28 protein-coding genes are annotated in these 25291 nt (G+C 62.4%); 23 read left to right on the top strand and 5 right to left on the bottom strand.

Features of this window, described 5'->3' with window-relative positions:
• Nucleotides 1-66 precede the first annotated feature (66 nt).
• The 3 genes from BMZ70_RS12360 to eno all read left to right on the top strand — a co-directional run bounded on the left by BMZ70_RS12360 (nt 67) and on the right by eno (nt 3997).
• The gene (locus BMZ70_RS12360; RefSeq protein WP_092274330.1) at nt 67-1737 is read left to right on the top strand and encodes a CTP synthase; all 1671 of its coding nucleotides are present in this window, start codon (nt 67-69) and stop codon (nt 1735-1737) included.
• Complete coding sequence (kdsA, locus tag BMZ70_RS12355) at nt 1734-2588, top strand: 3-deoxy-8-phosphooctulonate synthase (RefSeq protein WP_092274327.1); 855 nt, start codon at nt 1734-1736, stop codon at nt 2586-2588. Before BMZ70_RS12360 ends, kdsA begins: the two co-directional genes overlap by 4 nt.
• Before the next feature lie 125 nt (nt 2589-2713).
• Complete coding sequence (eno, locus tag BMZ70_RS12350) at nt 2714-3997, top strand: phosphopyruvate hydratase (RefSeq protein WP_092274324.1); 1284 nt, start codon at nt 2714-2716, stop codon at nt 3995-3997.
• Between the two features lie 42 nt (nt 3998-4039).
• Here eno and BMZ70_RS12345 read toward each other — a convergent pair whose 3' ends face one another.
• Nucleotides 4040-4228: a DUF4351 domain-containing protein gene (locus BMZ70_RS12345; RefSeq protein ID WP_092274321.1), complete on the bottom strand. Its 189-nt coding sequence runs from the start codon at nt 4226-4228 to the stop codon at nt 4040-4042.
• 142 nt (nt 4229-4370) lie between these two features.
• On the opposite strand from BMZ70_RS12345, the gene ftsB reads away from it, so the two are divergent.
• The 12 genes from ftsB to BMZ70_RS29310 all read left to right on the top strand — a co-directional run bounded on the left by ftsB (nt 4371) and on the right by BMZ70_RS29310 (nt 13382).
• The gene (gene ftsB, locus BMZ70_RS12340) at nt 4371-4700 is read left to right on the top strand and encodes a cell division protein FtsB (protein ID WP_092274318.1); all 330 of its coding nucleotides are present in this window, start codon (nt 4371-4373) and stop codon (nt 4698-4700) included.
• Nucleotides 4701-4780: 80 nt separating this feature from the next.
• On the top strand, nt 4781-5542 hold the full coding sequence (locus tag BMZ70_RS12335) for a hypothetical protein (protein ID WP_229205387.1): 762 nt from the start codon (nt 4781-4783) through the stop codon (nt 5540-5542).
• A 3-nt stretch (nt 5543-5545) separates the two neighbouring features.
• Entirely contained in the window at nt 5546-5929 is a 384-nt protein-coding gene (locus BMZ70_RS12330; RefSeq protein WP_092274312.1) for a VOC family protein, read from the top strand.
• 38 nt (nt 5930-5967) lie between these two features.
• Complete coding sequence (locus BMZ70_RS12325) at nt 5968-6879, top strand: L,D-transpeptidase family protein (protein ID WP_229205386.1); 912 nt, start codon at nt 5968-5970, stop codon at nt 6877-6879.
• 39 nt (nt 6880-6918) lie between these two features.
• Entirely contained in the window at nt 6919-7299 is a 381-nt protein-coding gene (locus tag BMZ70_RS12320; protein ID WP_092274306.1) for a VOC family protein, read from the top strand.
• Nucleotides 7296-8000, top strand: coding sequence for an aspartate/glutamate racemase family protein (locus BMZ70_RS12315; protein WP_092274303.1), 705 nt, complete (start codon nt 7296-7298; stop codon nt 7998-8000). The genes BMZ70_RS12320 and BMZ70_RS12315 overlap by 4 nt, the downstream gene beginning before the upstream one ends.
• Nucleotides 7997-8629: a glutathione S-transferase gene (locus tag BMZ70_RS12310; RefSeq protein ID WP_092274301.1), complete on the top strand. Its 633-nt coding sequence runs from the start codon at nt 7997-7999 to the stop codon at nt 8627-8629. Before BMZ70_RS12315 ends, BMZ70_RS12310 begins: the two co-directional genes overlap by 4 nt.
• A 27-nt stretch (nt 8630-8656) precedes the next feature.
• A complete protein-coding gene (locus BMZ70_RS12305) occupies nt 8657-9187 on the top strand; it encodes a gamma carbonic anhydrase family protein (protein WP_092274298.1) in 531 nt (176 codons plus the stop codon).
• Nucleotides 9188-9339: 152 nt separating this feature from the next.
• Complete coding sequence (locus tag BMZ70_RS12300; protein WP_229205385.1) at nt 9340-11604, top strand: TonB-dependent receptor domain-containing protein; 2265 nt, start codon at nt 9340-9342, stop codon at nt 11602-11604.
• 11 nt (nt 11605-11615) lie between these two features.
• A complete protein-coding gene (locus BMZ70_RS12295) occupies nt 11616-12797 on the top strand; it encodes a ChuX/HutX family heme-like substrate-binding protein (RefSeq protein WP_092274291.1) in 1182 nt (393 codons plus the stop codon).
• Between the two features lie 61 nt (nt 12798-12858).
• Nucleotides 12859-13080 carry a hypothetical protein gene (locus tag BMZ70_RS12290; RefSeq protein ID WP_092274289.1) on the top strand — a complete coding sequence of 74 codons (222 nt, stop codon included), beginning with the start codon at nt 12859-12861 and terminating at the stop codon, nt 13078-13080.
• Nucleotides 13077-13382: a type II toxin-antitoxin system RelE/ParE family toxin gene (locus BMZ70_RS29310; RefSeq protein WP_165403482.1), complete on the top strand. Its 306-nt coding sequence runs from the start codon at nt 13077-13079 to the stop codon at nt 13380-13382. Before BMZ70_RS12290 ends, BMZ70_RS29310 begins: the two co-directional genes overlap by 4 nt.
• 6 nt (nt 13383-13388) lie before the next feature.
• Here BMZ70_RS29310 and BMZ70_RS12280 read toward each other — a convergent pair whose 3' ends face one another.
• A complete protein-coding gene (locus BMZ70_RS12280; protein ID WP_130300787.1) occupies nt 13389-14594 on the bottom strand; it encodes a glycerophosphodiester phosphodiesterase in 1206 nt (401 codons plus the stop codon).
• Nucleotides 14594-16954, bottom strand: coding sequence for a TonB-dependent receptor (locus BMZ70_RS12275; RefSeq protein ID WP_229205384.1), 2361 nt, complete (start codon nt 16952-16954; stop codon nt 14594-14596). The genes BMZ70_RS12280 and BMZ70_RS12275 overlap by 1 nt, the downstream gene beginning before the upstream one ends.
• A 130-nt stretch (nt 16955-17084) precedes the next feature.
• Between BMZ70_RS12275 and BMZ70_RS12270 the strand changes: the two genes are divergently transcribed.
• Both BMZ70_RS12270 and BMZ70_RS12265 read left to right on the top strand, forming a co-directional pair.
• Nucleotides 17085-17381: a hypothetical protein gene (locus tag BMZ70_RS12270; protein ID WP_229205383.1), complete on the top strand. Its 297-nt coding sequence runs from the start codon at nt 17085-17087 to the stop codon at nt 17379-17381.
• Nucleotides 17381-18346, top strand: coding sequence for a bile acid:sodium symporter family protein (locus BMZ70_RS12265; protein WP_092274280.1), 966 nt, complete (start codon nt 17381-17383; stop codon nt 18344-18346). Before BMZ70_RS12270 ends, BMZ70_RS12265 begins: the two co-directional genes overlap by 1 nt.
• A gap of 71 nt (nt 18347-18417) precedes the next feature.
• Here BMZ70_RS12265 and hslO read toward each other — a convergent pair whose 3' ends face one another.
• A complete protein-coding gene (gene hslO / locus BMZ70_RS12260; RefSeq protein ID WP_092274277.1) occupies nt 18418-19374 on the bottom strand; it encodes an Hsp33 family molecular chaperone HslO in 957 nt (318 codons plus the stop codon).
• A 5-nt stretch (nt 19375-19379) separates the two neighbouring features.
• Entirely contained in the window at nt 19380-19904 is a 525-nt protein-coding gene (locus tag BMZ70_RS12255; protein WP_092274274.1) for a gamma carbonic anhydrase family protein, read from the bottom strand.
• Nucleotides 19905-20049: 145 nt separating this feature from the next.
• Between BMZ70_RS12255 and BMZ70_RS12250 the strand changes: the two genes are divergently transcribed.
• From BMZ70_RS12250 to BMZ70_RS12225, 6 genes are all read left to right on the top strand, one after another.
• The gene (locus tag BMZ70_RS12250) at nt 20050-20937 is read left to right on the top strand and encodes an alpha/beta fold hydrolase (protein ID WP_092274271.1); all 888 of its coding nucleotides are present in this window, start codon (nt 20050-20052) and stop codon (nt 20935-20937) included.
• Nucleotides 20938-21148: 211 nt separating this feature from the next.
• Nucleotides 21149-22153 (top strand): threonine ammonia-lyase, encoded by a 1005-nt coding sequence (locus BMZ70_RS12245; protein ID WP_092274268.1) that lies wholly within the window; start codon nt 21149-21151, stop codon nt 22151-22153.
• Nucleotides 22147-22980, top strand: a complete 834-nt coding sequence (locus tag BMZ70_RS12240) for a 3',5'-nucleoside bisphosphate phosphatase (RefSeq protein WP_092274265.1) — start codon at nt 22147-22149, stop codon at nt 22978-22980. Before BMZ70_RS12245 ends, BMZ70_RS12240 begins: the two co-directional genes overlap by 7 nt.
• 105 nt (nt 22981-23085) lie before the next feature.
• Nucleotides 23086-23967 carry a protease HtpX gene (gene htpX / locus BMZ70_RS12235; protein WP_092274263.1) on the top strand — a complete coding sequence of 294 codons (882 nt, stop codon included), beginning with the start codon at nt 23086-23088 and terminating at the stop codon, nt 23965-23967.
• A gap of 2 nt (nt 23968-23969) precedes the next feature.
• A complete protein-coding gene (locus tag BMZ70_RS12230) occupies nt 23970-24593 on the top strand; it encodes an L-threonylcarbamoyladenylate synthase (RefSeq protein WP_092274260.1) in 624 nt (207 codons plus the stop codon).
• Between the two features lie 22 nt (nt 24594-24615).
• The gene (locus tag BMZ70_RS12225; protein ID WP_092274257.1) at nt 24616-25290 is read left to right on the top strand and encodes a site-2 protease family protein; all 675 of its coding nucleotides are present in this window, start codon (nt 24616-24618) and stop codon (nt 25288-25290) included.
• The last annotated feature ends 1 nt before the right edge of the window (nt 25291 follow it).

Here is a 25291-nt window from a genome sequence, read left to right as displayed (position 1 = left end):
GTGATGAATTGGCCGTTTTAGGGTATAATTTCAATTTCCCGCATGTGCCGTTCGGCACCTTCCGCAATGACCAAATTTGTCTTCGTCACTGGCGGCGTCGTGTCTTCCCTGGGTAAAGGGATCGCCGCTGCTTCCCTCGCTGCGATCCTCGAATCGCGCGGCCTCAAAGTCACCATGCTCAAGCTGGATCCGTACATCAACGTCGATCCGGGCACCATGTCTCCTATGCAACACGGCGAAGTGTTCGTCACCGATGACGGCGCTGAGACCGACCTCGACCTGGGCCACTACGAGCGCTTCATCACCACCCGCATGAAGAAGGTGAACAACTTCACCACCGGCCAGATCTACGACTCCGTGATCCGCAAGGAACGCCGTGGCGAGTACCTGGGCAAGACCGTGCAGGTGATCCCGCACATCACCAATGAAATCCAGGACTACATCCGTCGCGGTGCCGAAGGCTACGACGTGGCCCTGTGCGAAATCGGCGGCACCGTGGGCGATATCGAATCGCTGCCGTTCCTGGAAGCCGCTCGCCAGCTGAGCCTGCGCGCCGGCCGCAAAAACACCGCCTTCGTGCACCTGACCCTGGTGCCGTTCATCGCCTCGGCCGGCGAACTGAAAACCAAACCGACCCAGCACTCGGTACAGAAACTGCGCGAAATCGGCATCTCGCCAAACGCGCTGCTGTGCCGCGCCGACCGTCCGATCCCGGACGACGAGCGCGCCAAGATCTCGCTGTTCTCGAACATCGAAGAAGCGGGCGTGATTTCGGTGTGGGACGTCGACACCATCTACAAAGTGCCGCAAATGCTGCACGACCAGGGCCTGGACGCCATCATCTGCGAAGCGCTGGACCTGACCCCGGCACCGGCCGACCTGTCGGTCTGGACCAAGCTGATCTACGCGCAAGAGCATCCGAAGACCGAAGTGTCGATCGGCATGGTCGGCAAGTATGTGGAACTGACCGAGTCGTACAAGTCGCTGACCGAAGCGCTGCGCCACGCCGGCATCCACACCGAATCGAAAGTCAACATCGAGTACATCGATTCGGAAGAAATCGAAACCACCGGCTGCGCCTCGCTGGCCAAGTACGACGCCATCCTGGTGCCGGGCGGCTTCGGCAAGCGCGGCGTGGAAGGCAAGATCATGGCCGCGCGCTTCGCCCGTGAAAACAAGATTCCTTACCTCGGCATCTGCCTCGGCATGCAAGTGGCGCTGATCGAATACGCGCGCCACAAGGCCGGCCTGACTGAAGCGAACTCGACCGAGTTCGACCTCGGCACCCCGCAGCCAGTCGTCGCCCTGATCGACGAATGGCAAGGCCAGGACGGCAAGGTCGAAAAACGCGACGAGAACTCCGATCTGGGCGGCACCATGCGCCTGGGCGCGCAAACCTGCGCCATCAAGCCGGGCACGCTGGCCTCGGAAATCTACGGCGCGGTGGTGACCGAGCGTCACCGTCACCGTTACGAAGCCAACAACCACTACCTGCCGCGCGTGGAAGCGGCCGGCCTGGTGGTGGCGGCGCGCACCCCGACCGAAGACCTGTGCGAAATCATGGAGCTGCCACGTAGCGGCGACAACTCGCACCCGTGGTACATGGGCGTGCAGTACCACCCTGAATTCAAATCGACCCCGCGTGACGGCCACCCGCTGTTCACGTCTTACATCAAGGCGGCGCTGGCCCACAAGGCTGCAGGCGGCGCGACTGAACTGCAAGGAGAGGCAGCATGAAACTGTGCGGATTCGACGTAGGCCTGGATAAACCGTTCTTCCTGATTTCCGGTAACTGTGTCGTCGAATCGCGCCAGATGGCGTTCGACACCGCCGGCGCGCTGAAAGAGATGACCACCGAACTGGGCATCCCGTTCATCTTCAAGGCATCGTTTGACAAGGCCAACCGTTCTTCGGGCAAATCCTATCGCGGTCCCGGCCGCGAGCAGGGCCTGGAGATCCTGGCCGCCGTCAAGCGCGAGCTGCAAGTGCCGGTGCTGACCGACGTGCACACCATCGAAGATATCGAAGTCGCTTCGAAAGTCGTCGACGTGCTGCAGACCCCGGCCTTCCTGTGCCGCCAGACCGACTTCATCGTCGCCTGCGCGCAGTCCGGCCTGCCGGTCAACATCAAGAAGGGCCAGTTCCTGGCTCCGCACGACATGAAGAACGTGATCGACAAGGCCCGCGCTGCCGCCAAGGAAGCCGGCCTGCCTGAAGATAACTTCATGGCTTGCGAACGCGGCGCCTCGTTCGGCTACAACAACCTGGTGTCCGACATGCGCTCGCTGGCCATCATGCGCGAAACCGGTTCGCCGGTGGTGTTCGATGCGACCCACTCGGTGCAGCTGCCAGGCGGCAATGGCACCTCGTCGGGCGGCATGCGCGAAATGGTGCCGGTGCTGTCGCGTGCGGCAGTGGCGGTCGGCGTCGACGGCCTGTTCATGGAAACCCATCCTAATCCTGCAGAGGCACTGTCGGACGGCCCGAACGCCGTACCGCTGGGCAAAATGAAGGACTTGCTGTCCGTTCTGATCGAACTGGACCGCGTCACGAAAAAAGCTGGCTTCCTGGAGAGCAGCTTCAACTAAAGCAGCCTACCCGGTGTGGTGAATTTAGTAATTTTGCCAACGCCGGGTACAATTCCCGTTATCCTTGTTCGCAACGCGCGTAAAGACGCGGCGCGACACTGTATCGCCTAACTTTGGAGAATGACATGAGTGCTATCGTTGATATTATCGGCCGTGAAGTAATCGATTCGCGCGGCAATCCAACCGTCGAATGCGACGTGCTGCTGGAATCGGGCGTGATGGGCCGCGCCGCCGTACCGTCGGGCGCCTCGACCGGTTCGCGCGAAGCGATCGAACTGCGCGACGGCGATCCGAAGCGTTACTTCGGCAAGGGCGTACTGAAAGCCTGCGAAAACATCAACACCGAAATCTCGGAAGCCATCATGGGCCTGGACGCCAATGAGCAAGCTTTCCTGGACCGCACTCTGATCGACCTGGACGGCACCGAAAACAAAGCCCGCCTGGGCGCCAACGCCATGCTGGCGGTGTCGATGGCCGTGGCCAAAGCCGCTGCGGAAGAAGCCGGCCTGCCGCTGTACCGCTACTTCGGCGGCTCGGGCGCGATGCAGCTGCCAGTGCCGATGATGAACGTGATCAACGGCGGCGCGCACGCCGACAACAACCTGGACATCCAGGAATTCATGATCATTCCAGTGGGCGCACCGTCGTTCAAGGAAGCCGTGCGTTACGGCGCGGAAGTGTTCCACACCCTGAAAAAGATCCTGCACAAGAAGGGCCTGAACACCGCCGTGGGCGACGAAGGCGGCTTTGCTCCTTCGCTGGCTAACCACGAAGAAGCCATCAAGCTGATTATCCAGGCGATCGAAGAAGCCGGCTACGAGCCAGGCACCCAGATCGCCATCGGCCTGGACTGCGCTGCGTCGGAGTTCTACAAAGACGGCAAATACGAACTGGAAGGCGAAGGTCTGTCGCTGACCGCGACCGAGTTCACCAACCTGCTGGCGACCTGGTGCGACAAGTACCCGATCATCTCGATCGAAGACGCGATGCACGAAGGCGACTGGGACGGCTGGGCCATCCTGACCAAGGAACTGGGCCAGAAAGTCCAGCTGGTGGGCGACGACCTGTACGTCACCAACACCAAGATCCTGAAAGAAGGCATCCAGAAAGGCATCGCCAACTCGATCCTGATCAAGATCAACCAGATCGGCACCCTGACCGAAACCTTCGCCGCCATCGAAATGGCCAAGCGCGCCGGCTACACCGCCGTGATCTCGCACCGTTCGGGCGAAACCGAAGATTCGACCATCGCCGATATCGCAGTTGGCCTGAACGCCCTGCAAATCAAGACCGGCTCGATGTCGCGTTCGGACCGCATGGCCAAGTACAACCAGCTGCTGCGCATCGAAGAGGATCTGGGCGAAATCGCTTCCTACCCAGGCCGCGACGCGTTCTACAACCTGAAGTAATGCAGTAATGCAGCCAGAAAGGCCGGAGCGATCCGGCCTTTTTTAGTTGAACACTTGCTTGAGCGATGGCGCCGCCGCCAGCGCGTCGCTCCATGCTTCCAGCTGTTCCAGGCTGGCCTTGGCGAGTTTCTTACGGGCGGTTTGCGGCAACGGGCCGAAACGCTGCGCAAGCTGCCGCTCCAGCAGCGCGACTGCACCTTCCCTGCGTCCTCGCTCCAGACCTCGCTCCAAGCCTGACTCCGCCTTCTGACAAAATGCAAAGCAAGGAAAAGTGTCCGGATGCGTGCAGCAGCGTTACCAGCGCGGTGTCGTTATATAATGGAAGGTAATTTTGCAATACATGGCCGGGACTCCCTGGCGCTGCCATTTTTCTATGCGTTTGATTACTCTGGGCCTGGCCTTCCTGCTGCTATTGATCCAATACCCGCTGTGGCTGGGGAAGGGCGGCTGGCTGCGCGTCAAGGATTTCGAGGGGCAGGTGGCGGCGGCGCACCAGAAGAACGCGGAACTGATCGCCCGCAACGCCAAGCTCGACTCCGAAGTGCGCGACCTCAAGGACGGCACCGGCGCGGTCGAGGAACGGGCTCGCTACGAGCTCAATATGATCAAGCAAAACGAGATTTTCGTGCAAATCGTCGGCAAGGGCCAATCGGCCGCGCTTGCCCCGCTGGCGTCCAAGCCGGCTGAACCTCCCAAGCAGTGAGGCCTGACATGACGCTGCGCGCTGGCATATTCCTGTTGGCCGTTGCCGCCGTCGTGCCTGTGATCGCAAGCGCGTCGCCTGTGTCTGCGCCCGTCGTCCCGGCGCCGGCCGGGCCTTGCATCCCGGTCCGGGTCGGTTATATGGACCAGAACCGTCCACCGTACTGGCTGGGCGAAGGCGACAAGGTGCCCGATCCGCCCGGCGCGGCGGTCGACCTGATCCGCGACGCCGTGCTCGGTTCCGGCTTTGGTTGCGCGCCGATCTGGGTGCGGCTGCCGGTAGCGCGCCTGCGGGTGGCGCTGGCCAACGGCGACATCGACCTGGCGCCGCTCGGCGAGCAGAGTTTCTATCCGGCCGAGATCGCGCTGCCGAAAGACAAGGCCGGCAATATCGATCTTGAACGCGCGCTGCACAACAAAGTGCTGGTGCTGGTGCGCGCCAGGGACAAGCTGCCGCTGAATACCAATCCCATCAACTACTTCAAGGGCAAGACGCTGGGCATCGCGCAAGGCAATGCCTACGCCGCGCGCCTGCGCGACGCCGGCCTGACGCTGGATGAGGGCGGCCGCGACCTTGAACGCAATATCGAAAAGCTGCGGCTGGGCCGGGTGGACGGCGTGGTGGTGGCGGCGGTGGCGCCGGCCCACCTCAAGCAGACGCTGGACAAATACAAGGGCGAGGTGGTGCAGTTGCCGCAGCCCTTGATGAACATCCGCGTCTGGCTGGCCTTCAACGACAACTTCTACCGCGCCCACACGCCGCAAAGCGAAGCCCTGTGGACCTGGCTCGACAAGAACCGCAGCCGCCTCGGCTACGTCATGCAACGCTACCGCAAGGATTAAACCATGAAGCACATCAGCGCCATCAGTTTGTTCGTGGAAGACCTGCCGGCAGCGAAGGCGTTTTATGTGGAAGTGTTCGAGGCGCCCGTCGTGTATGAGGACGCCAACTGCACCGTGTTCAAGTTCGATAGCGTGCTCATCAACTTGCTGAAAGTCGCCAATGCGCCGGAGATTATCGCGCCCGGCGTGGTGGCGCCGCGCGAGGCTGGTTCGCGCTTCCAGATCAGCATCTGGGTGCCGGATGTGGATGCGATCTGCGCCCAGCTCAGGCAGCGCGGCGTGACGCTGCTGCAAGGACCGCTGGACCGCCCGTGGGGCATGCGCACCGCGAACTTTGTCGATCCTGCCGGACACAGTTGGGAAGTCGCGCAGCAAATCAATGGTTAAGGATAGAATGCGGCTCCCTGATTGAATTCGAGTCTGGTTTGAAAGCTTTATTTCCTGTCCTAATGTTGGCCGCCGGCCTTGCCGCCGCCGAGCCGGCGCTGTCGCCATCCGCTACCAACATATTGCGCGCGCAAGTGCTGCTGGACCGCGCGCACTTTTCTCCCGGCGAGATGGATGCGGCCGAAGGCAGCAATATGCGGCAGGCCGTGCGCGGCTTCCAGAAGCTGCGCCAGCTGCGCGTCACCGGCAAGCTCGATGCCGCCACGTGGAAGGAACTGGAGCGCGACCAGGCGCCGGTGCTGGAAGTCTACATCTTGACCGCGCAGGACGTGGCCGGCCCGTACGCCAGGGTGCCGGCCGACATGGCGGGCAAGGCCAAGCTGCCCGCGCTCGGCTACGCCAGCCTGGCTGAGGCACTGGGCGAGCGCTTCCATTGCAGTCCCGATCTGCTGCGCCGCCTGAATCCCGGCAAGAAGATGACGCGCGCCGGCGAGCAATTGCTGGTGCCGAATGTGGCCATCATCAAGCCGCTGCCGAAGGCGGCCTCGGTGCTGGTCGATGCGAAGGAGGGCACGCTGACCCTGCTCGACGAGGGCGGCACGCCGTTCGCGCAATTCCCGGCCAGCACCGGCAGCAAGCACGATCCGCTGCCCGAGGGGCGCTGGCAGGTGCGCGGCGTAGCCACCAATCCGGAGTACCGCTACAACCCGAAACTGTTCTGGGACGCCAAGGCCGGCGACACCAAGGCCCGTATCGCGGCCGGTCCCAACAATCCGGTCGGGCTGGCGTGGATCGACCTGACCATCGAGCACTACGGCATCCACGGCACGCCGGAGCCGGGCAAGATCGGCAAGACCCAGTCGCACGGCTGCGTGCGCCTGACCAACTGGGACGTGATGCAAGTGGTGCGTTCGCTGGCGCGCGGCGCCACGGTACTGATGCAGTCTTGATAAAAAAGCAGCTAGAATGGGAGATTCAAGGAGGTGCCTATGGCTATCGAACTGGATCACCTGATCATTCCCGCGCACGACAAGATCGCGTCGGCGCGGTTGCTGGCGGAACTGCTGGACGTACGCTGGTCCCCAACCGGCACCGGCCCGTTCGCGCCGGTGTTCGTCAGTGACGGTCTGACCATCGACTTCGACACCTGGCCGGCGCCGATCCCGCTCACGCATTACTGCTTCCGCGTTACCCAGCCGGAGTTCGACGCCATCCTCGGCCGCATCGCCGCCAAGGGCATCCCTTACCGCAGCTCCGTATTCGGGCCGGCCGACAACGCGGTCGGCAAATGGAACGACGGCAGCATCGTCTACTGGAACGAGCCGGACGGCCACCAGTGGGAAATCCTCACAGTCAGCTACGCACGATGAAAACCCTAGGACTAATTGGCGGCATGAGTTGGGAATCGACCGTGCCGTACTACCGCCAGATCAACGAAACCATCAAGCAGCAATTGGGCGGGCTGCATTCCGCCAAGCTGGTGTTGTACAGCGTGGACTTCCACGAAGTCGAGCGCCTGCAGCATGCGGGCGACTGGGATGCTGCTGGCGTGATGATGGCCGATGCGGCGCGCGCCTTGCAGGCCGCCGGCGCGGACTTCATCGTGCTGTGCACGAACACCATGCACAAGGTGGCGCCCGCCATTGAAGGCGCGGTCAGCATTCCGCTGTTCCACATCGCCGACCCGACCGCGCAGGCGATCAAGCTTGCCGGCATGCGCAAGATCGGCCTGCTGGGCACGCGATTCACGATGGAGCAGCCGTTCTACAAAGACCGCCTGCGCGAACTGCATGGCCTCGACGTGGTAGTGCCGGCGCCGACCGACCGCGACATCGTTCACCGCATCATCTACGAAGAACTGTGCCTCGGCAAAGTGCTGGATTCCTCGCGCGACGAGTACCGCCGCATCATCGCCGGCCTGGTGGAGCAGGGCGCACAGGCCGTCATCCTCGGCTGCACCGAAATCTCGCTGCTGGTAGCGCAGGCGGACGCCAGCGTGCCACTATTTGACACCACGTCCATTCACGCGCAAAGTGCCGCCCTTTGGGCCATTAACGAGGAGCAGATATGAAATTGATCGGCATGCTGGATTCACCTTACGTCCGCCGTGTGGCGGTGTCCTTGCAACTGCTGGGCATCCGCTTCGAGCACCAGTCGCTGTCGGTGTTCCGCACCTACGACCAGTTCCGCCAGATCAACCCGGTGGTGAAGGCGCCGACACTGGTGGACGAGGACGGCAACGTGCTGATGGATTCCACCCTGATCCTGCAATACGCCGAAGCCATCGCCCGCCCGGCCGCGCGCCGCACGCCGTCCATGCCGACCGAGTTGATGCGCTCGCAGTCGCTGCTGGGCTTTGCGCTGGCCGCCTGCGACAAGGCGGTGCAGATCGTCTACGAGCACAATGTGCGCCCGGCCGAAAAGCTGCACCAGCCGTGGCTGGAGCGCGTCACCCAGCAACTGCTGTCCGCGCTCGATGTGCTGGAAGCCGAGCAGGTGAAGCAGCCGCTGCCGGTGAGCAGCGCCGATATCCCGCCGCCTGGCGTGATGATGGCCATTACCTGGCACTTCATCCAGCAGATGCTGCCGGAAGTGGCGCCTGCCGCCCGCTATCCGGCGCTGGCTGCCTATTCGCAGCAGGCCGAGCAACTGCCTGAATTCAAGGCCGCACCGCACGGCGACGCCACGTACCAAGGCTGATTTATCTCGCGATTAAGGAATCCCGCAATGCCCGTTTCTTCTTACCTGAACACCTCACCGCAATTTGGCGAGGGCCTCTACTTGCACGAAACCGCCACCGTGATCGGCGATGTCACGGTCGGCAAGGATTGCTCGATCTGGTGCAACACCGTGCTGCGCGGCGATGTGAACCGCATCGTTATCGGCAACTGCACCAACGTGCAGGACTTCGCCATGTGCCACGTGTCGCACAAGAACGCGGCCAAGTCGGACGGCTCGCCGCTGATCATCGGCGACTACGTGACCATCGGCCACCAGGCCATGCTGCATGGATGCACCATCGGCAATGAAGTGCTGATCGGCATGGGCGCCATCATCATGGACGACGTGGTGGTGCAGGACCAGGTGATGGTCGGCGCCGGCAGCCTGGTTTCGCCGGGCAAAGTGCTGGAAAGCGGCCACCTGTATGTGGGCCGTCCGGCCGCCAAGGTGAGGGCGCTGACGCCGGAAGAAATCGCCTACCTCAAATACTCCGCCGAGCACTATGTGCGCGTGAAGAACAATTACTTGAAGGGATGATCTCATTTTTGTCTTGTAAATGAGAATCATTATTGTTAAGATGCGCTTTTGCCAGCGATCATCGGTAGTCCGAGAGCCAGCCGTTCAACACTACTCTCTCTTGGATATTTATGGTCGCTACCCCTACGGGCGCCCGGCACACGGCCGCGCCTTTGTCCCTTCACGTCCGATCCGCCCTGCTGGTGATGTTGGGCGCGGTCGCCTTGCCGGCGTTTGCGCAGGAAGCCAAGCCGGCCGGCGAACTGTCCGAAATCCTGGTCCAGGCCAAGCGCGACGACGCCAACTCCACCCGTAACGGCACTACCACCAGCATCAGCGCGCGCCAGCTGGAGCAGAACAATGCCGTCGACATGGGCAACATCGCGCGCTATTCGCCGCTGATCAGCGTGCCGGCGGCGGCCAGTGGCGGCGGCAGCGTGTGGGATAGTCCAGGCAACACCGGCATCAACATCCGTGGCGTCGAAGGCAACCGGGTCAGCCTGGAGCTGGACGGCATCTCGCTGCCGGACGCGGCACCGAAACCGGACGGCACCACGCTGAACGGCTTCGGTATCGGCCGCGACTACTTCGATCCAGAAACCTTCCGCGACGTGCGCATCGGTTCCGGCTCATCGCCAGCCGGCGCCGGCACGCCGGGCCTGGGCGGTTCGGTATCGTTCGTGACCAAGTCGCCGGAAGACTACCTGGACGGCAAGCGCAAGCTCTACGCCGACTACAAATTCGGCTACACCTCGGACCACGCGGCCCGCATGCACGCGGTGACTGCCGCCACCGAAATCAATCCAGCGCTGAAAGCACTGATCGTGGCCGTGCACCGCGACGGCGAGCAGGCCGACAGCAAGAGCAACACGCCGCTGAATCCGGACGACTGGAATTCGGACGCCGTGCTGGCCAAGCTGAACTGGACTATCGCCCCAGGCCAGAAACTGAACTTCGCCATCGACAGCTTCAAGGCCGAGCACACCCGCGCCTACGACAACAAGACCAGCACCCTGTACCCGACCGGCGTCTCGCAAGAGTCGAACACCAAGCGCACCCGCTTCAGCGTCGACCACCAGTGGACCCCGACCGGCTTCGCCCTGTTCGATACGCTGGACACCAAGCTCTACTCGCAAAAAGCCGAAGTGGTTGACCTGACCCACGCCGACTACGTGTCGACCGGCCAGAAGTACGTGCGCGACATCAACACCGGCTACTACAACGACAGCAAGGGCCTGTCGCTGGACGCCACCAAGCAACTGGGCGTCGGCAATCTGCTGAGCTACGGCCTGCTGTACGAACAACTGGAAAGCCGCCGTCCGTGGACCGAGGACCGTCTGGTGGTGGCCACCGGCGCGCACCAGTACACCAGCAAGTACCGCATGGCCGACATGGACACCGACAAATTCGCCGCCTACGTGCGCAGCGAATTCGGCTTCGCGCTAGCCGGCCATCAAGCCACGCTGACGCCGGGCCTGCGCGCCGAACAGCGCAAGTTGACGCCGCAGAACCTGTCCAAGTACGCGGTGGCAGTGCCAAACGCGGCCAAGGAAATCAAGGAAGAAACCGATTCCTTCCTGACGCCGTCGTTGAACCTGTCGGTGGAACTGGTACCGAACTTCAACGCCTTCGCACAGTACTCGCGCGGCACGCGCCTGCCATCGGCAGCCGAGCGTACCGGCACCTACGATTCCTTCAGCTACACCGGCGCCGGCAATGGCTACGCCGTGCTGGGCAATCCGGACCTGAAGAAGGAAACCAGCAACGCCTTCGAACTGGGCCTGAAAGGCGCACCCACACCGGGCGTGGAATTCAGCGCCTCGGTGTTCAACACCCAGTACAGCAACTTCATCGAGTACGCCACGCAGCCGGCCGATCCGGTCAACTACCCGACCATCACCTTTGGCCTGTACCGTCCTGAAAATATCGGCAAGGCCAAGATCTACGGCGCCGAGTTCAACGCCCACTTCACGCTGGGCCAATGGCTGCCAAGCATGAAAGGCTACAGCGTCAACCTGGCGGCCGGCGCCTCCAAAGGTACTTCGGAAAACACCGCCACCGGCAAGCAGGCAGACCTGGCATCGGTGCAGCCGTACAAGGCCAACGCCACCTTCGCCTACGACAGCGACATCGCTGGCGCGGCCTTTACCGCGAGCACCGCGCGCGGCAAGCGTGCCGTCGGCGACGTGCTGACCGGCAGCACCACCACCATGTTCGACGTGCCGGGCTATTCCGTGTTCGACCTGACTGCGTACTGGCACATCAACAAGCACGTCGTGCTGAGCGGCGGCGTGTACAACCTGGGCGACAAGAAGTACTGGGACTACGCCTCGTCGCGCAGCCTGCCTGCCGCCACCACGGCAGCGACCCTGGCCGATATCGAACGCCAGTCGCGTCCGGGCCGCAACTATGCCTTCAACCTCAAAGTGATCTACTAAGGAACTAGACTATGAAACCCCACCATCGATTTGCCCTGGCGCTGACCGGCGCCTTGCTGCTCTCGTCGTTGCCGGCAGGCGCAGCCAGTCTGACCGAGCGCTACGAAGCGCTGCGCGCCGAACAACCGAAGCTGGCGCTGCGCGACGCCTTCGCCAAACTGAACGTATCGGAAGCGGAACTGTTGGCCGCCAACGGCATCGGCAAGACCGTGACCCGTTTGCAGGAAGGCGAGAACGTGCCGCGTGAAATCATGCGCCGCGCGCTGGACCTCGGCAAAGTCATGGCCATGACGCGCAACGAAAACGCCATCCTCGAGCGTACCGGTGTGGCCACGCGCATGAAGCCGCAAGAGCCGATCACCGGCCTTGATGCGGACAAAGAGAAAGAGCGCGAAGCGCGCATGCGCAACATTGCCGGCGGCTACCTGGGCGGTGAGATCGACCTGCGCTTCACCTTCAAAAACTGGAAGTACGCGTTTGCGGTGGTCCAGCCGGGCAAGGACGGGGTGGTGTCGCGCAGCCTGCAATTCTTCGACGCCCAGGGCAACGCGGCGCACAAGGTGTACGTGAAGAGTGACGCCGGCGTGGCCGTATTCGACAAAATAGTGGCCGACTTCCGCAATCCATCGCAAAGCGCCGAGCTGAACGTGGCCGCCGCGCCGGCCAAGAAAGCGCTGAAGCCGGATAGCGCAGTGGACGTGAAAGAATTCCAGCTGGCCTGGAATGAAATCAACGACGTGCACCAGTTCAACCGCCTGCTGAGCGAATTCGGCGTAACGCGCGAGCAGGGCCTGCGTCTGGGCCCTGTGGACAAAGTAACGCGCATCGCACCGCAAGCCGTGCGCCAGTTGCTGGAATCGGCGGCCAAGCAGCAGGTGGAAATCATGGCCTTCCTGGGCAATGATTCGGCGATCCAGATCTACAGCGGCAAGATCAACAAAGTGCAGGAAGCGGGCGGCTACTTCAACGTGCTGGATCCCGAATTCAACCTGCACCTGCGTGACAGCGCGCTGGTGAGCGGCTACATCGTCAAGCGCGCTGGCGTGGTGAACGTCGAGTTCTACGACAAGGAAGGCAACGAAGTAGTGAGCTTCTTCGGTGTGCGCAGCCGCGAAAATCCTGTGCCCCAAGCCTGGATCGACCTGACCTCCGCCCTGCCGACACTGGGCGCCGCCAACCAGGCCAGCCGTTAAACAGCAAAAGGGGCCTCGGCCCCGTTTTGACTTCTGGCGAAGAAGAGACTACTATTTTTCCATGAAAATCGTCACTGGAAAAATCGTAGCGGGGCAGGTGGTCGTCGAGGATATGCCTTTTGACGAAGGGGCGACTGTGACCGTATTTTCTCGTGACGGCAGTGAGTCATTTGAATTGACGCCGGAGCAAGAGGCGGAAATGCAGCTTTCGCTGGAGGAAGCGGATCGTGGCGATTTGGTGCCAGCTGCTGATTTACTCAAGAGTTTGCGCTCGCAATCTTGACCAAGCCATATTCCATAAACGTTACTCATCGCGCTGCCGCGCAGATACAGCGATTGGCCGCTTGGTGGCAATTGAATCGGCCGGCCGCATCAGACGCAGTTTCCATCGAACTTGAGCGTGCCTTTGCGCTGCTTGCCATCAGTCCGAACTTGGGCACGTTTGCGCGCAACGCGAAGTTAGCAGGCGTGCGCCGGATTCATCTCGCAAAAATCCACCATCATTTGTACTACCGCGTCCGGGCGGACGCGGTAGATGTTCTCGCGCTGTGGCATACCAGTCGGGGCAATGCCCCGCCTGTGTGATTGCGATCAAGCGAGGGCGGCGCGGCCTAGGGCGGGGTCGTCGGTGAAGAAGCCGTCGATGCCGGTGGCGATGTAGCGTTTCATTTCGGCGATCGAGCCGGCTTCGTGGCGGGCGAAGTCGCCGGCGCTGCTGCGGAAGTCGGCGGCGAGGAATTTGTTTTCGGGACGGAAGGTCCACGGTTCCACGCGCAGGCCGGCTTTGTGGGCGTTTTCTACCAGCGATGAAGGCTCGGCCAGCGTGCCGTCTTTTTTCAGCGGGATGATGGCGCGCGTTGGCGGGGCGACCACGTCGGCGTATTGCGCGATGTCTTTCAGCCCTGCCGGTGTCAGCATCTGTGCGAAGGTCAGTGTGCCGCCTGCCGCCGCCACGTCCATCGGTCGCACGTTTTCGCCGATTACCAATTGCATCAGGCGCAGGTTGGCGCGCCGGCCCAGCTTGCTCCGCAGGTATTTCAGATTGGCGATTTCAAACGACTGGATTTCCACCGGGTTGCGGCGCGTGTAGTCGTGTGCGCTCAAGATCGACAGGAAGCGCTCTTCCAGCGGCAGGCCAACGCTCGCAAAATACGTCGAATGCTTCAGCTCCGGCACAATGCCGACGATGCGCCCGCGCGACGCCGATTCGGCCGCCACGAAGTCGATGATTTCTTCAAACGTCACCACCTGGAACATACCGTTGTACTCGGCGCTGCCCGGACGGAATTGCGGGATGCGCTCGACCGCGCGCAGCGTTTTCAGTTCGGCCAGCGTGAAGTCGTCCACGAACCAGCCTTCGTGCGTTTCGCCATCGATGGTTTTGCGCGCCTTGCGGCTGGCGAATTCGGGATGGCTGGCGACGTCGGTGGTCTCGCTCAGGAAGGCTTCGTGGCGTGCGACCAGGACGCCGTCCTTGGTGCTGACCAGATCCGGCTCGACATAATCGGCACCATCGGCGATGGCTTTGGCGTACGAGGCCAGCGTGTGCTCGGGTCGCAGCGCGCTGGCGCCGCGATGGCCGAACACCAGCGGCCGACCGCCGCCGGCGCCCACCGGCGACACGCCCGGCAAGCCGGACAAGTCGACGTTGCCAGCCGCTGCCGCCGTGCCGGCCGTCAGCGCGGTCACGCCGCGCGCCAACGCGGAGGAGGTCAGCAGCAGCGAACCGCCAGCCATCGCTGCCGTCTGGATGAAGCCGCGACGCGACAGGCGCTTCGGTAAATAAAGTTTGTTCATCAGAAGTCTGCCATCAAGGTCAGGAAGCCCTGGCGTGGGGCGATTGGGAAGGTATTGTACGTGCCGGTGGCCGCGCCGACTACCACGTTGAGATCGCCTTCTTTGTTGGTCAGGTTGGTCACGTTCAAACGGTAGCGCGCGTTCTTCACCCAGCCGCCGTTCAGGAACGGCAGCTTGCCCGATACGCCGAGGTTGGTCAGGAAGTAGCTCTTCACCGACAGGTCGTTGGTGTAGGTGGCGTAGCGCTTGCCGACGTAGTCGCCGCTCAGCTGGATTTCGGTGTCGGCCACGGTCAGGCTGGCGACGAATTTATCCATCCACTCCGGGCTGCCCGGCACTTTCTTGCCGGCGGTGAACACGGTGTCTTTGCCGCTCACGTAGTTGTCGTCGTATTTCGACTGGTTGTACGACAGCGCGTTGTACAGCGAGAAGTTGCGGCCGAAGTGCAGGGTGCCGGAGAAGTCGATGCCGTTGGTCTTCACGCTGCCGACGTTGGTCAGCACCGCCAGGTTGCCGCCAATGATCGACGAGATCACCGAGGTCGGGCTGATCTGCAGCAGGCGGTCCTTGAAGTCGACATGGTAGACGTTGATCTGGCCGTCAAACGCGGTCACCGCGCCGAGGTCCAGCTGGTGGCTGCTGCGCAGGCCGGCTTCGTAGGTGATCGAGGTTTCCGGCTTGGCCGTCGATTTGAACAGGTCGAACGCGCCCTGGCTCGACAAGCTCCACGGCGAAGCGCCACCGCCACCGTAGGTCACGAACTGGCGCATGTTTTTCTGCACGTTGAAGAAGGCTTGGTCTTGCGCGGTGATATCCCAACGGCCGCCGATCTGCGGCAGGAACCATTTCTTGGTGATGATCTCGCCGACCGGCAGCGCGGTCGAGTTGGCGATGGCGCCGTTCTTCGGCTGGACCGGGAACTGGCCTTCGGCAAATTGCAGGCTGGATTTGAAGCCGGCTTGCAGCGCCAGGTCCGGCGACAGGCGCCATTCGTCCTGCAGGTGCAGCTGGGCGACCTTGTTGTCGATCTCGCTGCCGTACTGCGTGATCAGCGGGTTGCTTGGGCGGTCGTATGGCGAGCTCGGGTTGTTCACATCCAGCGCGTACCAGCGGCGGTACGCCGACGAGCGGTTGTGTTCGAGCCAGAAGCCGGCTTGCAGCTTGTGGTCGCCGAGTTCGGTGTTCAGGGTCGACAGCCAGCCGTTGCGGTTGATCGCGTACTCGGTGGTGCGGGTGGCGAAGCCGGAATTGCCGAACACCTGCTTCAGATTCTGGCCAGGGAAATAGACCGCGAACAGGGCCGGCAAGCCGGCCACGCCGATCGGACCGGCCACCACGCCGACGCCATCATCGTTGTGGTAGTAGATCTGGTTGGTCCACGAGGTTGTGTCGGTGAGGTTGGTTTCGAACTTGGCGTAGGTCAGGTAGTCGGTACGCTGCGCATCGCTGTAGTAGTTGCGGTAGTTGTTGCCTTCCGCCGCCGGCGTGGCGCCGGTGGCCGACAGGTAGGCCAGCGCCTGCTGGAAGTTCGGGTACATGAACGGACGGGTGTACGGCTGGTATTTCTCGGTGGCCGAGTGCACGGTGCTGTCTTCGTTCGGCTCGATCTTGTCTGAGTAGGCGGCGTAGATGGTCAGGCGGCCCAGGCTGCTGTTGTTGATGAACTTGGCGTTGATCTGGTCGCCGCCCTGGCGGCCGTTGAAGTCCCACGCTTTCTGCTCATGGTGCACGGCAGAGATGTAGGCGCTGTTGCCATCGCCGAAGTTGCCGGTGTCGAAGCGCGCATAGGTGCGCGAGGTGTTGTAGCTGCCGACGGTCTGCTGCACGGCCAGGTTGCGGTTGGCCAGCGGGTTGCTGGAGAAGGTCTCGATGGTGCCGCCCAGGTTGCTGGTCGAGGCGGTGGCCAGGTCGCCGGCGCCCGACGACAGGATCACGCGGCCGACGTTCTCGCTGGTGATGGCGCGCTGCGGCGACAGGCCGTTGTAGTTGCCGTATTGCTGGTCGCCCAGCGGCACGCCGTCCATCGTGTAGCCCAGTTGCTGGCCGCTGAAGCCGTGGATGAACAGCGACAGGTTTTGCTCGTTGTTGCCCCACGGGTCGGCGGTCTGGAAGCTCACGCCCGGCAGGGTTTGCAGCGCCTTGAGCGGATTCACGCCCGGCAGGATTTTCTGCATATCGTTCTTGCTGAGTTCAACGGAGGAGCGGGTTTTGCGTGTGGCCACTTCCACCGTGGCGATCGGCGCGGCGGCTGCGGCGACTTCGACTTCCGGCGCATCGTTCATCTCGGCCACGGCAGCGGCGACATTGGCAGCCATTGCCAGCATAGGGAGGCTCAGGGCCGCGAAGAATTTCATGTTCATGTTTTGCTCAGCTTAAGGAATGAATAACGCTGCGCATCATAGGGGCCGAGTGTGACCGGATCATGACCTGCGCACATGCGTTACACTGCTGTCTGGAAATAAGGAGAGCGCTACGATGCGGAGAATTTTCTTGGCAGCCTTGCCACTGGTACTGGCAGCCTGCTCGATCGACCAGTCCAAACTGGGCCATTTCGTCAACCAGACCGTGCAGCCCGGCATGCCGCTGGATCAGGCGCTGGTGCGCATGCAGGCCGAGGGCTTTTACTGCAATGCCGGCAATGGCGGCGAGGCGGTGATCAACTGCACCCGTACCTACGAACGGCTGGTGCGCAAGAACTGCGTGGAGCGCGTCGACCTGGTGCGCAGCGCCACCAATGCGAAAACCGTCGGCGCCATTGATGTGCTGGAAGTGAAGTGTCCTAAATAATGAATCGTCCCCGTTTTTTGCCAGATAACTTTACGCTGGCGATGATCGCGACCGTAGTCGCGGCCAGCCTGTTCCCATGCCACGGCCAGGGCGCCGTGATTTTCAATGGCATCACCCACGTCGGCGTCTCGCTGCTGTTCTTCCTGCACGGCGCCAAGCTGTCGCGCGAGGCGGTGATTGCCGGCGTCACGCACTGGCGCTTGCACTTGCTGGTGCTGCTGTGCACTTTCGCTCTGTTCCCGTTGCTGGGCCTGCTGCTCAAGCCGGTGCTGACGCCGCTGGTGACGCCGGATCTGTACCTCGGCATCCTGTTCCTGTGCATGCTGCCGTCGACCGTGCAATCATCGATTGCCTTCACGGCGGCGGCGCGCGGCAATGTGCCGGCGGCGATTTGTTCGGCGTCGGCCTCCAACCTGTTCGGCATTTTTATCACGCCGCTGCTGGTGGGCTTGCTGACCTCGGCGCAGATGTCGGGCGGGTCGCCGTTGGAGTCGGCCGGGCAGATCGCCTTGCAGTTGCTGCTGCCGTTCATTGCGGGCCAGGTGGCGCGGCGCTGGATCGGCGCGTGGGTCGAGAAGCACAAGCCGTTGACGCGCATGGTTGATCAAGGCTCGATCCTGCTGGTGGTGTACACCGCGTTCAGCGAGGCGGTGGGACAGGGATTGTGGCATCAGGTATCGTGGGGCACGCTGGCCGGGCTGATGCTGATTAACGTGCTGCTGTTGGGATTAGTGATGGGCATCAGCGCGCAGGCTGCGCGCCGTTTAGGTTTCAACCGCGAGGACCGGATTGCGATTGTGTTTTGCGGCTCCAAGAAGAGTCTGGCCAGCGGCGTGCCGATGGCCAAGGTCCTGTTCGCAGGCGGCGCGCTGGGCGCCGTGGTGCTGCCGCTGATGCTGTTCCACCAGCTGCAGCTGATGGTCTGCGCCGTGCTGGCGCAGCGTTACGCGAAAGAAGCCCCGTAAATTAGGTTCCGGCCTTCGCCGGAACGACGCGCCACGTGCGCCGTCGTTCCGGCGAAGGCCGGAACCCAATTTTAGTGCTTGGCGTCGCTGGCCGGGATCAAGGTCTCGACCGGTGCGTCGCTGAGAAAGAGCTGCGCACAGTCGACCGGGTCGTACTCGTAGTGCTGGCCGCAGAAGTCGCAGTTGACCGCCACCTTGCCGTGCTCGGCAATCACACTTTCCACTTCATCGCGGCCCAGCATCTTCAACATGTTGCCGACTTTCTCGCGCGTGCAGCTGCAGTGGAACTGCGGATGCAGCGGATCGAACACGCGGATGGTCTCTTCCCAGAACAGGCGCTGGATCAGCACGTCGATGCCGGTACTCAGCAGTTCCTCTTCCTTCAGCGTCGAGCCGAGGATGACCGCGCGGTTCCAGGTTTCCAGCGCGTCTTCTTCGCTCAGCGGCGTGGCGTCGGCCTTGCCGCCGTGGTGCGGCAGCTTTTGCAGCAGCAGGCCGCGCGAGACATTATCGTCCGCCGCCAGCCACAGCTTGGTGTCCAGCTGTTCCGAACGCAGCATGTAGTTTTCAATCACGGTCGCCACATCGCCGCCGTCCAGCGGCACGATGCCTTGATACGGCTGCTGGCCCGGCACTTTTTCCAGCGGATCCAGGGTAATCACGAAACGGCCCTTGCCGTGCGCGTTGACCAGCGAGGCCAGGGTGGCGTCGTCGGCCACCACCTCGCCAGTCACCAGCTTGGCGGTGGCGCGCAGGCGCAGGTCGGCGTCGCACTCGACCACCAGCAGGCTGACCGGGCCATCGCCGTGGATCTGCATGATGATGGAGCCGTTGAATTTCAGGTTGGCCGACAGCAGCGCCGCCGCCGCCGTCATCTGGCCCAGCACTTTCTTGACCGGCGCCGGGTAGCTGTGACGGGCCAGCACTTCGCGCCAGGTGGCGGAAATGTCGATCAGCTCGCCGCGCACGGCGGCGTTATCGAAGATGAATTTTTGCAGGGTGTCCTGGCCGGTGATGGTGATGCTCATACTTGTTATCCGATCTTGTTGAGTTGCGTCTTGAACAGTTGACCGCGTTTGACGTAATTGTCGGCGCTGCCTTGCAGGGCGGCGATTTCTTCCGCCGTCAATTGGCGCACGGCCTTGGCCGGGGCGCCGATGATCAGCGAGTGGTCGGGGAATTCCTTGCCTTCGGTGACCAGCGCGCCGGCGCCGACCAGGCAGCCGTTGCCGATCTTGGCGCCATTCAGGATCACGGCCTGGATGCCGACCAGCGAACCGTCGCCGATGGTGCAGCCGTGCAGCATGGCCTGGTGGCCGATGGTCACATTGCGGCCCACGGTGAGCGGGTAGCCCATGTCCGTGTGCATGACCGTGCCTTCCTGCACATTGCTATTTTCGCCGATGGTGATACGCTCGTTATCGCCGCGCAGCGTGGCGCCGAACCACACCGAGCTGTGTTCATGCAGGCTGACTTTGCCAATCACAGTGGCATTATCGGCAACAAATGACGATGCAGCGATCTCGGGCGTGTGATCGCCTAATTGGTAAATAGACATTGGAAACCTGATTGTGTGCGGTGGGATGGCGCTATTTTACGCTGGCTTTGCGTTTGCGCATCTATCGAACGGTCGTGCTATTATTTTGCTTTGCCGCCAGCAAGCTTCCGATATGGGCGCCGGCCCCGGATTTTCAAGGACAGATATGAGCACGCATAAACCTTCCCGTTCCGAATTCCTGACCATTCGTGGCCTGCGCTGCCACGTTCGCCACTGGGGCAGGGAAGACGCGCCCAAGCTGTTCATGATGCATGGCTGGATGGACGTGGGCGCCTCGTTCCAGTTCGTGGTTGATGAGCTCAAGGGCGATTACCACGTGATTGCACCGGACTGGCGCGGCTTCGGCCTGTCGCAGCGCAACGGTCTCGATACCTACTGGTTCCCCGATTACCTGGCCGATCTCGACGCCATCCTGCGCCACTACTCGCCGGACCAGGCGGTCGACCTGCTGGGGCACAGCATGGGCGGTAATATCGTCGGCCTGTATGCGGGCGCGCGGCCGGAGCGCATCCGCAAGCTGATCAATCTGGAAGGCGCCGGCCTTCGTTCCTCCAAGCCGGAGCAGGCGCCGGGCCGCTACGCCAAGTGGATGGACAGCCTGCTGGAAAAGCACGAGATGCGCACCTACCCGAGTCAGGCTGCTGTTGCGGCGCGCCTGCAAAAAACCAATCCGCGCCTCAGCGATGACAAAGCCGCCTTCCTGGCCCAGCACTGGTCGGCGCAGAACGATGCCGGCGAATGGGAAATCCTCGGCGACCCGGTGCACAAGCAAGCCGGCCCGCTGCCGTACCACGTCGACGACGTGATGGCCTGCTGGAGCGCGACCACCGCGCCGGTGCTGTGGGTGGAAGCCGATCAGACCAATATGTGGGACTGGATGGGCGCCAAGCCGGCCGGCCGCGTGGAACTGGAACGCCGCCTCGGCCACCTGCGCGACGTCACCAAGAAAATGGTGCACGACGCCGGCCACATGCTGCACCACGACCAGCCCGCCGAACTGGCGCAGATGATCGAGGAATTCCTCGCCGTCTAAGAATCGCTTGCCATGCGTTTGCTTTTTCGGCATGATTGAACGCATGAAATCATTTCACGCCATCGATAATCAACGCAGCCATGCTGCGGCTGGTGGCGCACGCTCCAACATTATTCGAATTATTCAGGGTCGCTGAGCTGCGGCGTTACGCCGGTGCTTGGCGCCCCGGAGACACGCGTAGTCCCTTTGAATAATCCGTTTGGAGCAACTCATGACGCCTTACCCATCGCTGTCCGACATCCACGCCACCGCCGAACGCCTGAGCGGCAAGGTCCTGCACACGCCCGTATGGCGCTGGCAGACCGGCATCATCGAAGAACAATTCCCCACAACCGAAGTCTGGCTCAAACTGGAACTGTTCCAGAAGACCGGCACCTTCAAGCTGCGCGGCGCGCTCAACAACATCGCCGCGATGGATGCGGCGGCACGCGAACGCGGCGTGGTGGCAGTCAGCGCCGGCAATCACGCCATCGCTGTGGCGTACACGTCCCGCCTCGCTGGCTGTAGCGCCAAGGTGGTGATGCCGCAGCATGCGAATCCGGCACGCATCGCCGCTTGCCGCGATTACGGCGCCGAGGTAGTGCTGCAGCCCGACATGCACGCGGCGTTTGCGCATTGCGATCAACTGGTGCGCGAGGAGGGCCGTACTTTGCTGCATCCGTTCAATGGCCCGTTGACGGCGCAAGGCACGGCCACGGTCGGGCTGGAGTTGATGCAGCAGGTGCCGGGACTGGATGCAGTGGTGGTGCCGGTCGGTGGCGGCGGGCTGTTGGCCGGCATCAGCGCCGCCGTGCGCCAACTGAACCCGCAGTGCGCGGTGTATGGCGTAGAGCCGTTCGGCGCCGATGCGCTGTATCGCAGCATGCAGGCCGGCGCGCCGGTCACGCTGGAACGCATCGACACGGTGGCAGACAGCCTCGGCGCGCCATACGCGATGGACTATAGTTTCAACGTCTGCCGCCGCTTCGTCAGCGAGGTGGTGCGCGTGACCGACGATGAAATCTGCCTCGCCATGCTGCACCTGTTCCGCGACGCCAAGCTGGTGGCCGAGCCGGCAGCGGCCGTCGCAACGGCCGCGCTGCTTGGCCCGCTGCGCGAACGGCTGGCCGGCAAGCGCGTCGGCCTGGTGGTGTGCGGCTCGAATATCGATCCGGTGCGCTTTGCCGAGTTGCTGGCGCGGGGCGCGCGCATCCGCGATACAATGCCAGTATGTTAAAAGTAGACCTGCATTGTCATTCCAACGTCTCCGACGGCGTGCTGGCGCCGGCCGCTGTGGCCGAAACGGCCCGCAAGGCCGGCGTCGACGTCTGGGCGCTCACCGACCACGACGAGGTGCGCGGCATTCCCGCTGCGCGCGCCGCCGCCGAAGCGCAGGGCATGCGCTTTGTCACCGGCGTCGAGATTTCCATCACCTGGGCCAAGGAGACGGTCCACATCGTCGGCCTGCAGATCGATGAGAACAACGCTGCGCTGGTGGAAGGTCTGGCCTGCACCCGCTCCGGCCGCGACAACCGTGGCCGCGAGATCGACAAGCAGCTGGCGCTGGCCGGCATCGAGGGCGCCTACGAAGGCGCGCTCAAATACGTCGGCAATCCGGACCTGATGTCGCGCACCCACTTTGCGCGCTATCTGGTCGAGATCGGCGCCTGCGCCAACACGGCGGAAGTGTTCAAGAAATACCTGTCCGAGGGCAAGCCGGGCTATGTGCCGCATTGCTGGGCCACGCTGGAGCAGTCGGTGAAATGGATCCGCGACGCCGGCGGCATCGCCGTGATCGCGCATCCCGGCCGCTACCGCTTCACGCAGCTGGCGCAGGGCGAGTTGTTCAGCGAATTCAAGCAGCTAGGCGGCACCGCCATCGAGGTGGTGACCGGCAGCCACACGCCCGATCAATATCCAGAGTACGCGCAACTGGCGAATCACTACGGCTTCCTGGCCTCGCGCGGCACCGATTTCCACGCGCCGGGCGAATCCCGCATCGATTTCGCCGCGCTGCCGCCGCTGCCGGCCAACGTGAAACCAGTTTGGCACGACTGGTGGTAATTTCGCCTGCCGATTACCGATCCCATGTAAGTAGCTGTATCTTGATTTTGCGCAAGCGCGGTCTTACCTTATGATTTCGGCAAACTGTCCGTACCGGAGACCCATATGAAACGCATTATCCTGTTTATCGCCACCAACCTCGCTGTGATGTTGGTGCTGTCCATCGTCCTGTCGCTGCTGGGCATCGGTCGTCCGGGCGCGGGCGGCACGCTGCAACTGGGCAGCCTGCTGGCGTTTTCGCTGGTGGTCGGCTTTACCGGCGCTATCTTCTCGCTGCTGATTTCCAAGCCGATGGCCAAATGGTCGACCGGCGCGCGCGTGATCGACAATCCTTCCAATTCCACCGAGCTGTGGCTGGTGAATACCGTCAAGGCGCTGTCCGAGCGCGCCGGCATCGGCATGCCGGAAGTGGCGGTGTACGAGGGGGAGCCGAATGCGTTTGCCACCGGCGCGTTCAAGAATTCGGCGCTGGTCGCCGTCTCCACCGGTCTGCTGCAAAGCATGAACCGCGATGAGGTGGAAGCCGTGCTGGGCCACGAGGTCGCCCACATCGCCAACGGCGACATGGTGACCATGACCCTGATCCAGGGCGTGACCAATACCTTCGTGGTGTTCCTGGCGCGTATCGTCGGCTTCTTTGTCGACAGCATGCTCAACAAGAATGAAGAGCGCCGTGGTCCTGGCATCGGCTACATGATTACCGTGTTCGTGTGCGAGATCGTGTTTGGCCTGCTGGCTTCGCTGATCGTGGCCTGGTTCTCGCGCCAGCGCGAATTCCGCGCCGACGCCGGCTCGGCCAAGCTGCTGGGCAGCACCGTGCCGATGCAGCACGCGCTGGCACGTCTGAACGGCGTCGAGCCGGGCCAGCTGCCGCAGTCGTTTGCCGCGTCGGGCATCAGCGCCGGCCGTGGCGGCTGGGGCGCGCTGTTCTCGACCCACCCGCCATTTGAAGAGCGTATCGCTGCCTTGCGTAGCGTACAATCTTAAGCATGAGCCAATTCTTCCAGATCCATCCGGTCAATCCGCAGGCGCGCCTGATCAAGCAGGCGGCGCAGATCATCCACGGCGGCGGCATTGTCGCCGTGCCGACCGATTCCTGCTATGCGCTGGTTTGCCATCTGGACGACAAGGGCGCTGTCGAGCGCTTGCGTCGCATACGCGGCATCGACGAGAAACACCATCTGACTCTGCTGTGCCGCGATCTGAGCGAGCTGGGCGTGTATGCGCGGGTCGACAACCGCCAGTTCCGCCTGCTGAAGTCTGCCACGCCGGGGCCGTTCACTTTTATTCTCGAAGCGACCAAGTGCGTGCCGCGCCGCCTCAGCCATCCATCACGCAAGACCATCGGGCTGCGGGTGCCGGAAGACGCCATCATCAACGCCTTGCTGGCCGAGCTGGACCAGCCGCTGCTGGGCACCACGCTGATCATGCCGGACGAAGTCGATCCGCTGAACGATGCGGACGAGATCTGCTCGCGGCTCGGCAAGCAGCTGGAGCTGATCGTCGATGGCGGCGCCTGCAGCATGGAGCCGACCACCGTGATCGACCTGACCGGCGACGACGCCGTGCTGGTGCGCCAGGGCCGTGGCGACGCTGCCGCGTTCGGACTCTGACCCTCTGGTAAAATCCCGCCCTATGGATATAGATAGTTTTGTTCAGACCGCTACGGTCTTCGTCATCCCTGTTCTTTTTGCAATTTCCTTGCATGAAGCCGCACATGGATATGTCGCCCGCTATTTTGGGGATCCCACAGCCGCTGAGTCTGGTCGCCTGACCATTAACCCGCTCAAACACATCGATCCGTTTGGAACGATCTTGCTGCCATTGATACTTGGCTGGGTCCTCCATCAGCCGTTTGGCTTTGCCAAACCTGTACCTGTGGACTATGGTCGCCTTCGAAATCCAAAGAAACATATGGCCTTCGTAGCCGCAGCCGGCCCAGCTGCCAACTTCATCATGGGACTGGCTTGGACCATTTTGTGGGTAGTACTGACTCAAGTGTTTCAGTTAGCTGGCGATGACTTTTTCGTACAAATGGCGGACGCTGGCAGAGGCGTGAACTCCATTATGTGTGTATTCAATCTGATTCCAATACCACCGCTGGATGGTGGTCGCATTGTTACGGGCATGCTGCCCATGTCGTTGGCGCGGCCTTACGCTCGAATCGAACGCTACGGCATGTTTGTATTCGTTGGCTTGATCGTTATGTTGCAGTTGGGTTTGCTGACTGGGGTCCTGGTAAATGGCATGCATTTCCTGCAATCGATTTGGAACTTGCTGGTGCTCCCGCTGCAAATTCTTTTTAGCTGAG

Origin of the sequence: Duganella sp. CF402, assembly GCF_900109645.1 — a bacterium.
Taxonomy (GTDB): Bacteria; Pseudomonadota; Gammaproteobacteria; order Burkholderiales; family Burkholderiaceae_D; genus Rugamonas.
Note: the sequence above shows the minus strand (reverse complement) of the source record. Positions and strands in the feature narration are given on the sequence as shown.

Coding starts and splice junctions, on each gene's coding strand:
- BMZ70_RS12360 (WP_092274330.1), top strand. CDS start 67: ATGACCAAATTTGTCTTCGTCACTGGCGGCGTCGTGTCTTCCCTGGGT.
- kdsA (WP_092274327.1), top strand. CDS start 1,734: ATGAAACTGTGCGGATTCGACGTAGGCCTGGATAAACCGTTCTTCCTG.
- eno (WP_092274324.1), top strand. CDS start 2,714: ATGAGTGCTATCGTTGATATTATCGGCCGTGAAGTAATCGATTCGCGC.
- ftsB (WP_092274318.1), top strand. CDS start 4,371: ATGCGTTTGATTACTCTGGGCCTGGCCTTCCTGCTGCTATTGATCCAA.
- BMZ70_RS12330 (WP_092274312.1), top strand. CDS start 5,546: ATGAAGCACATCAGCGCCATCAGTTTGTTCGTGGAAGACCTGCCGGCA.
- BMZ70_RS12320 (WP_092274306.1), top strand. CDS start 6,919: ATGGCTATCGAACTGGATCACCTGATCATTCCCGCGCACGACAAGATC.
- BMZ70_RS12315 (WP_092274303.1), top strand. CDS start 7,296: ATGAAAACCCTAGGACTAATTGGCGGCATGAGTTGGGAATCGACCGTG.
- BMZ70_RS12310 (WP_092274301.1), top strand. CDS start 7,997: ATGAAATTGATCGGCATGCTGGATTCACCTTACGTCCGCCGTGTGGCG.
- BMZ70_RS12305 (WP_092274298.1), top strand. CDS start 8,657: ATGCCCGTTTCTTCTTACCTGAACACCTCACCGCAATTTGGCGAGGGC.
- BMZ70_RS12295 (WP_092274291.1), top strand. CDS start 11,616: ATGAAACCCCACCATCGATTTGCCCTGGCGCTGACCGGCGCCTTGCTG.
- BMZ70_RS12290 (WP_092274289.1), top strand. CDS start 12,859: ATGAAAATCGTCACTGGAAAAATCGTAGCGGGGCAGGTGGTCGTCGAG.
- BMZ70_RS12280 (WP_130300787.1), bottom strand. CDS start 14,594: ATGAACAAACTTTATTTACCGAAGCGCCTGTCGCGTCGCGGCTTCATC.
- BMZ70_RS12275 (WP_229205384.1), bottom strand. CDS start 16,954: ATGAACATGAAATTCTTCGCGGCCCTGAGCCTCCCTATGCTGGCAATG.
- BMZ70_RS12265 (WP_092274280.1), top strand. CDS start 17,381: ATGAATCGTCCCCGTTTTTTGCCAGATAACTTTACGCTGGCGATGATC.
- hslO (WP_092274277.1), bottom strand. CDS start 19,374: ATGAGCATCACCATCACCGGCCAGGACACCCTGCAAAAATTCATCTTC.
- BMZ70_RS12255 (WP_092274274.1), bottom strand. CDS start 19,904: ATGTCTATTTACCAATTAGGCGATCACACGCCCGAGATCGCTGCATCG.
- BMZ70_RS12250 (WP_092274271.1), top strand. CDS start 20,050: ATGAGCACGCATAAACCTTCCCGTTCCGAATTCCTGACCATTCGTGGC.
- BMZ70_RS12245 (WP_092274268.1), top strand. CDS start 21,149: ATGACGCCTTACCCATCGCTGTCCGACATCCACGCCACCGCCGAACGC.
- BMZ70_RS12240 (WP_092274265.1), top strand. CDS start 22,147: ATGTTAAAAGTAGACCTGCATTGTCATTCCAACGTCTCCGACGGCGTG.
- htpX (WP_092274263.1), top strand. CDS start 23,086: ATGAAACGCATTATCCTGTTTATCGCCACCAACCTCGCTGTGATGTTG.
- BMZ70_RS12230 (WP_092274260.1), top strand. CDS start 23,970: ATGAGCCAATTCTTCCAGATCCATCCGGTCAATCCGCAGGCGCGCCTG.
- BMZ70_RS12225 (WP_092274257.1), top strand. CDS start 24,616: ATGGATATAGATAGTTTTGTTCAGACCGCTACGGTCTTCGTCATCCCT.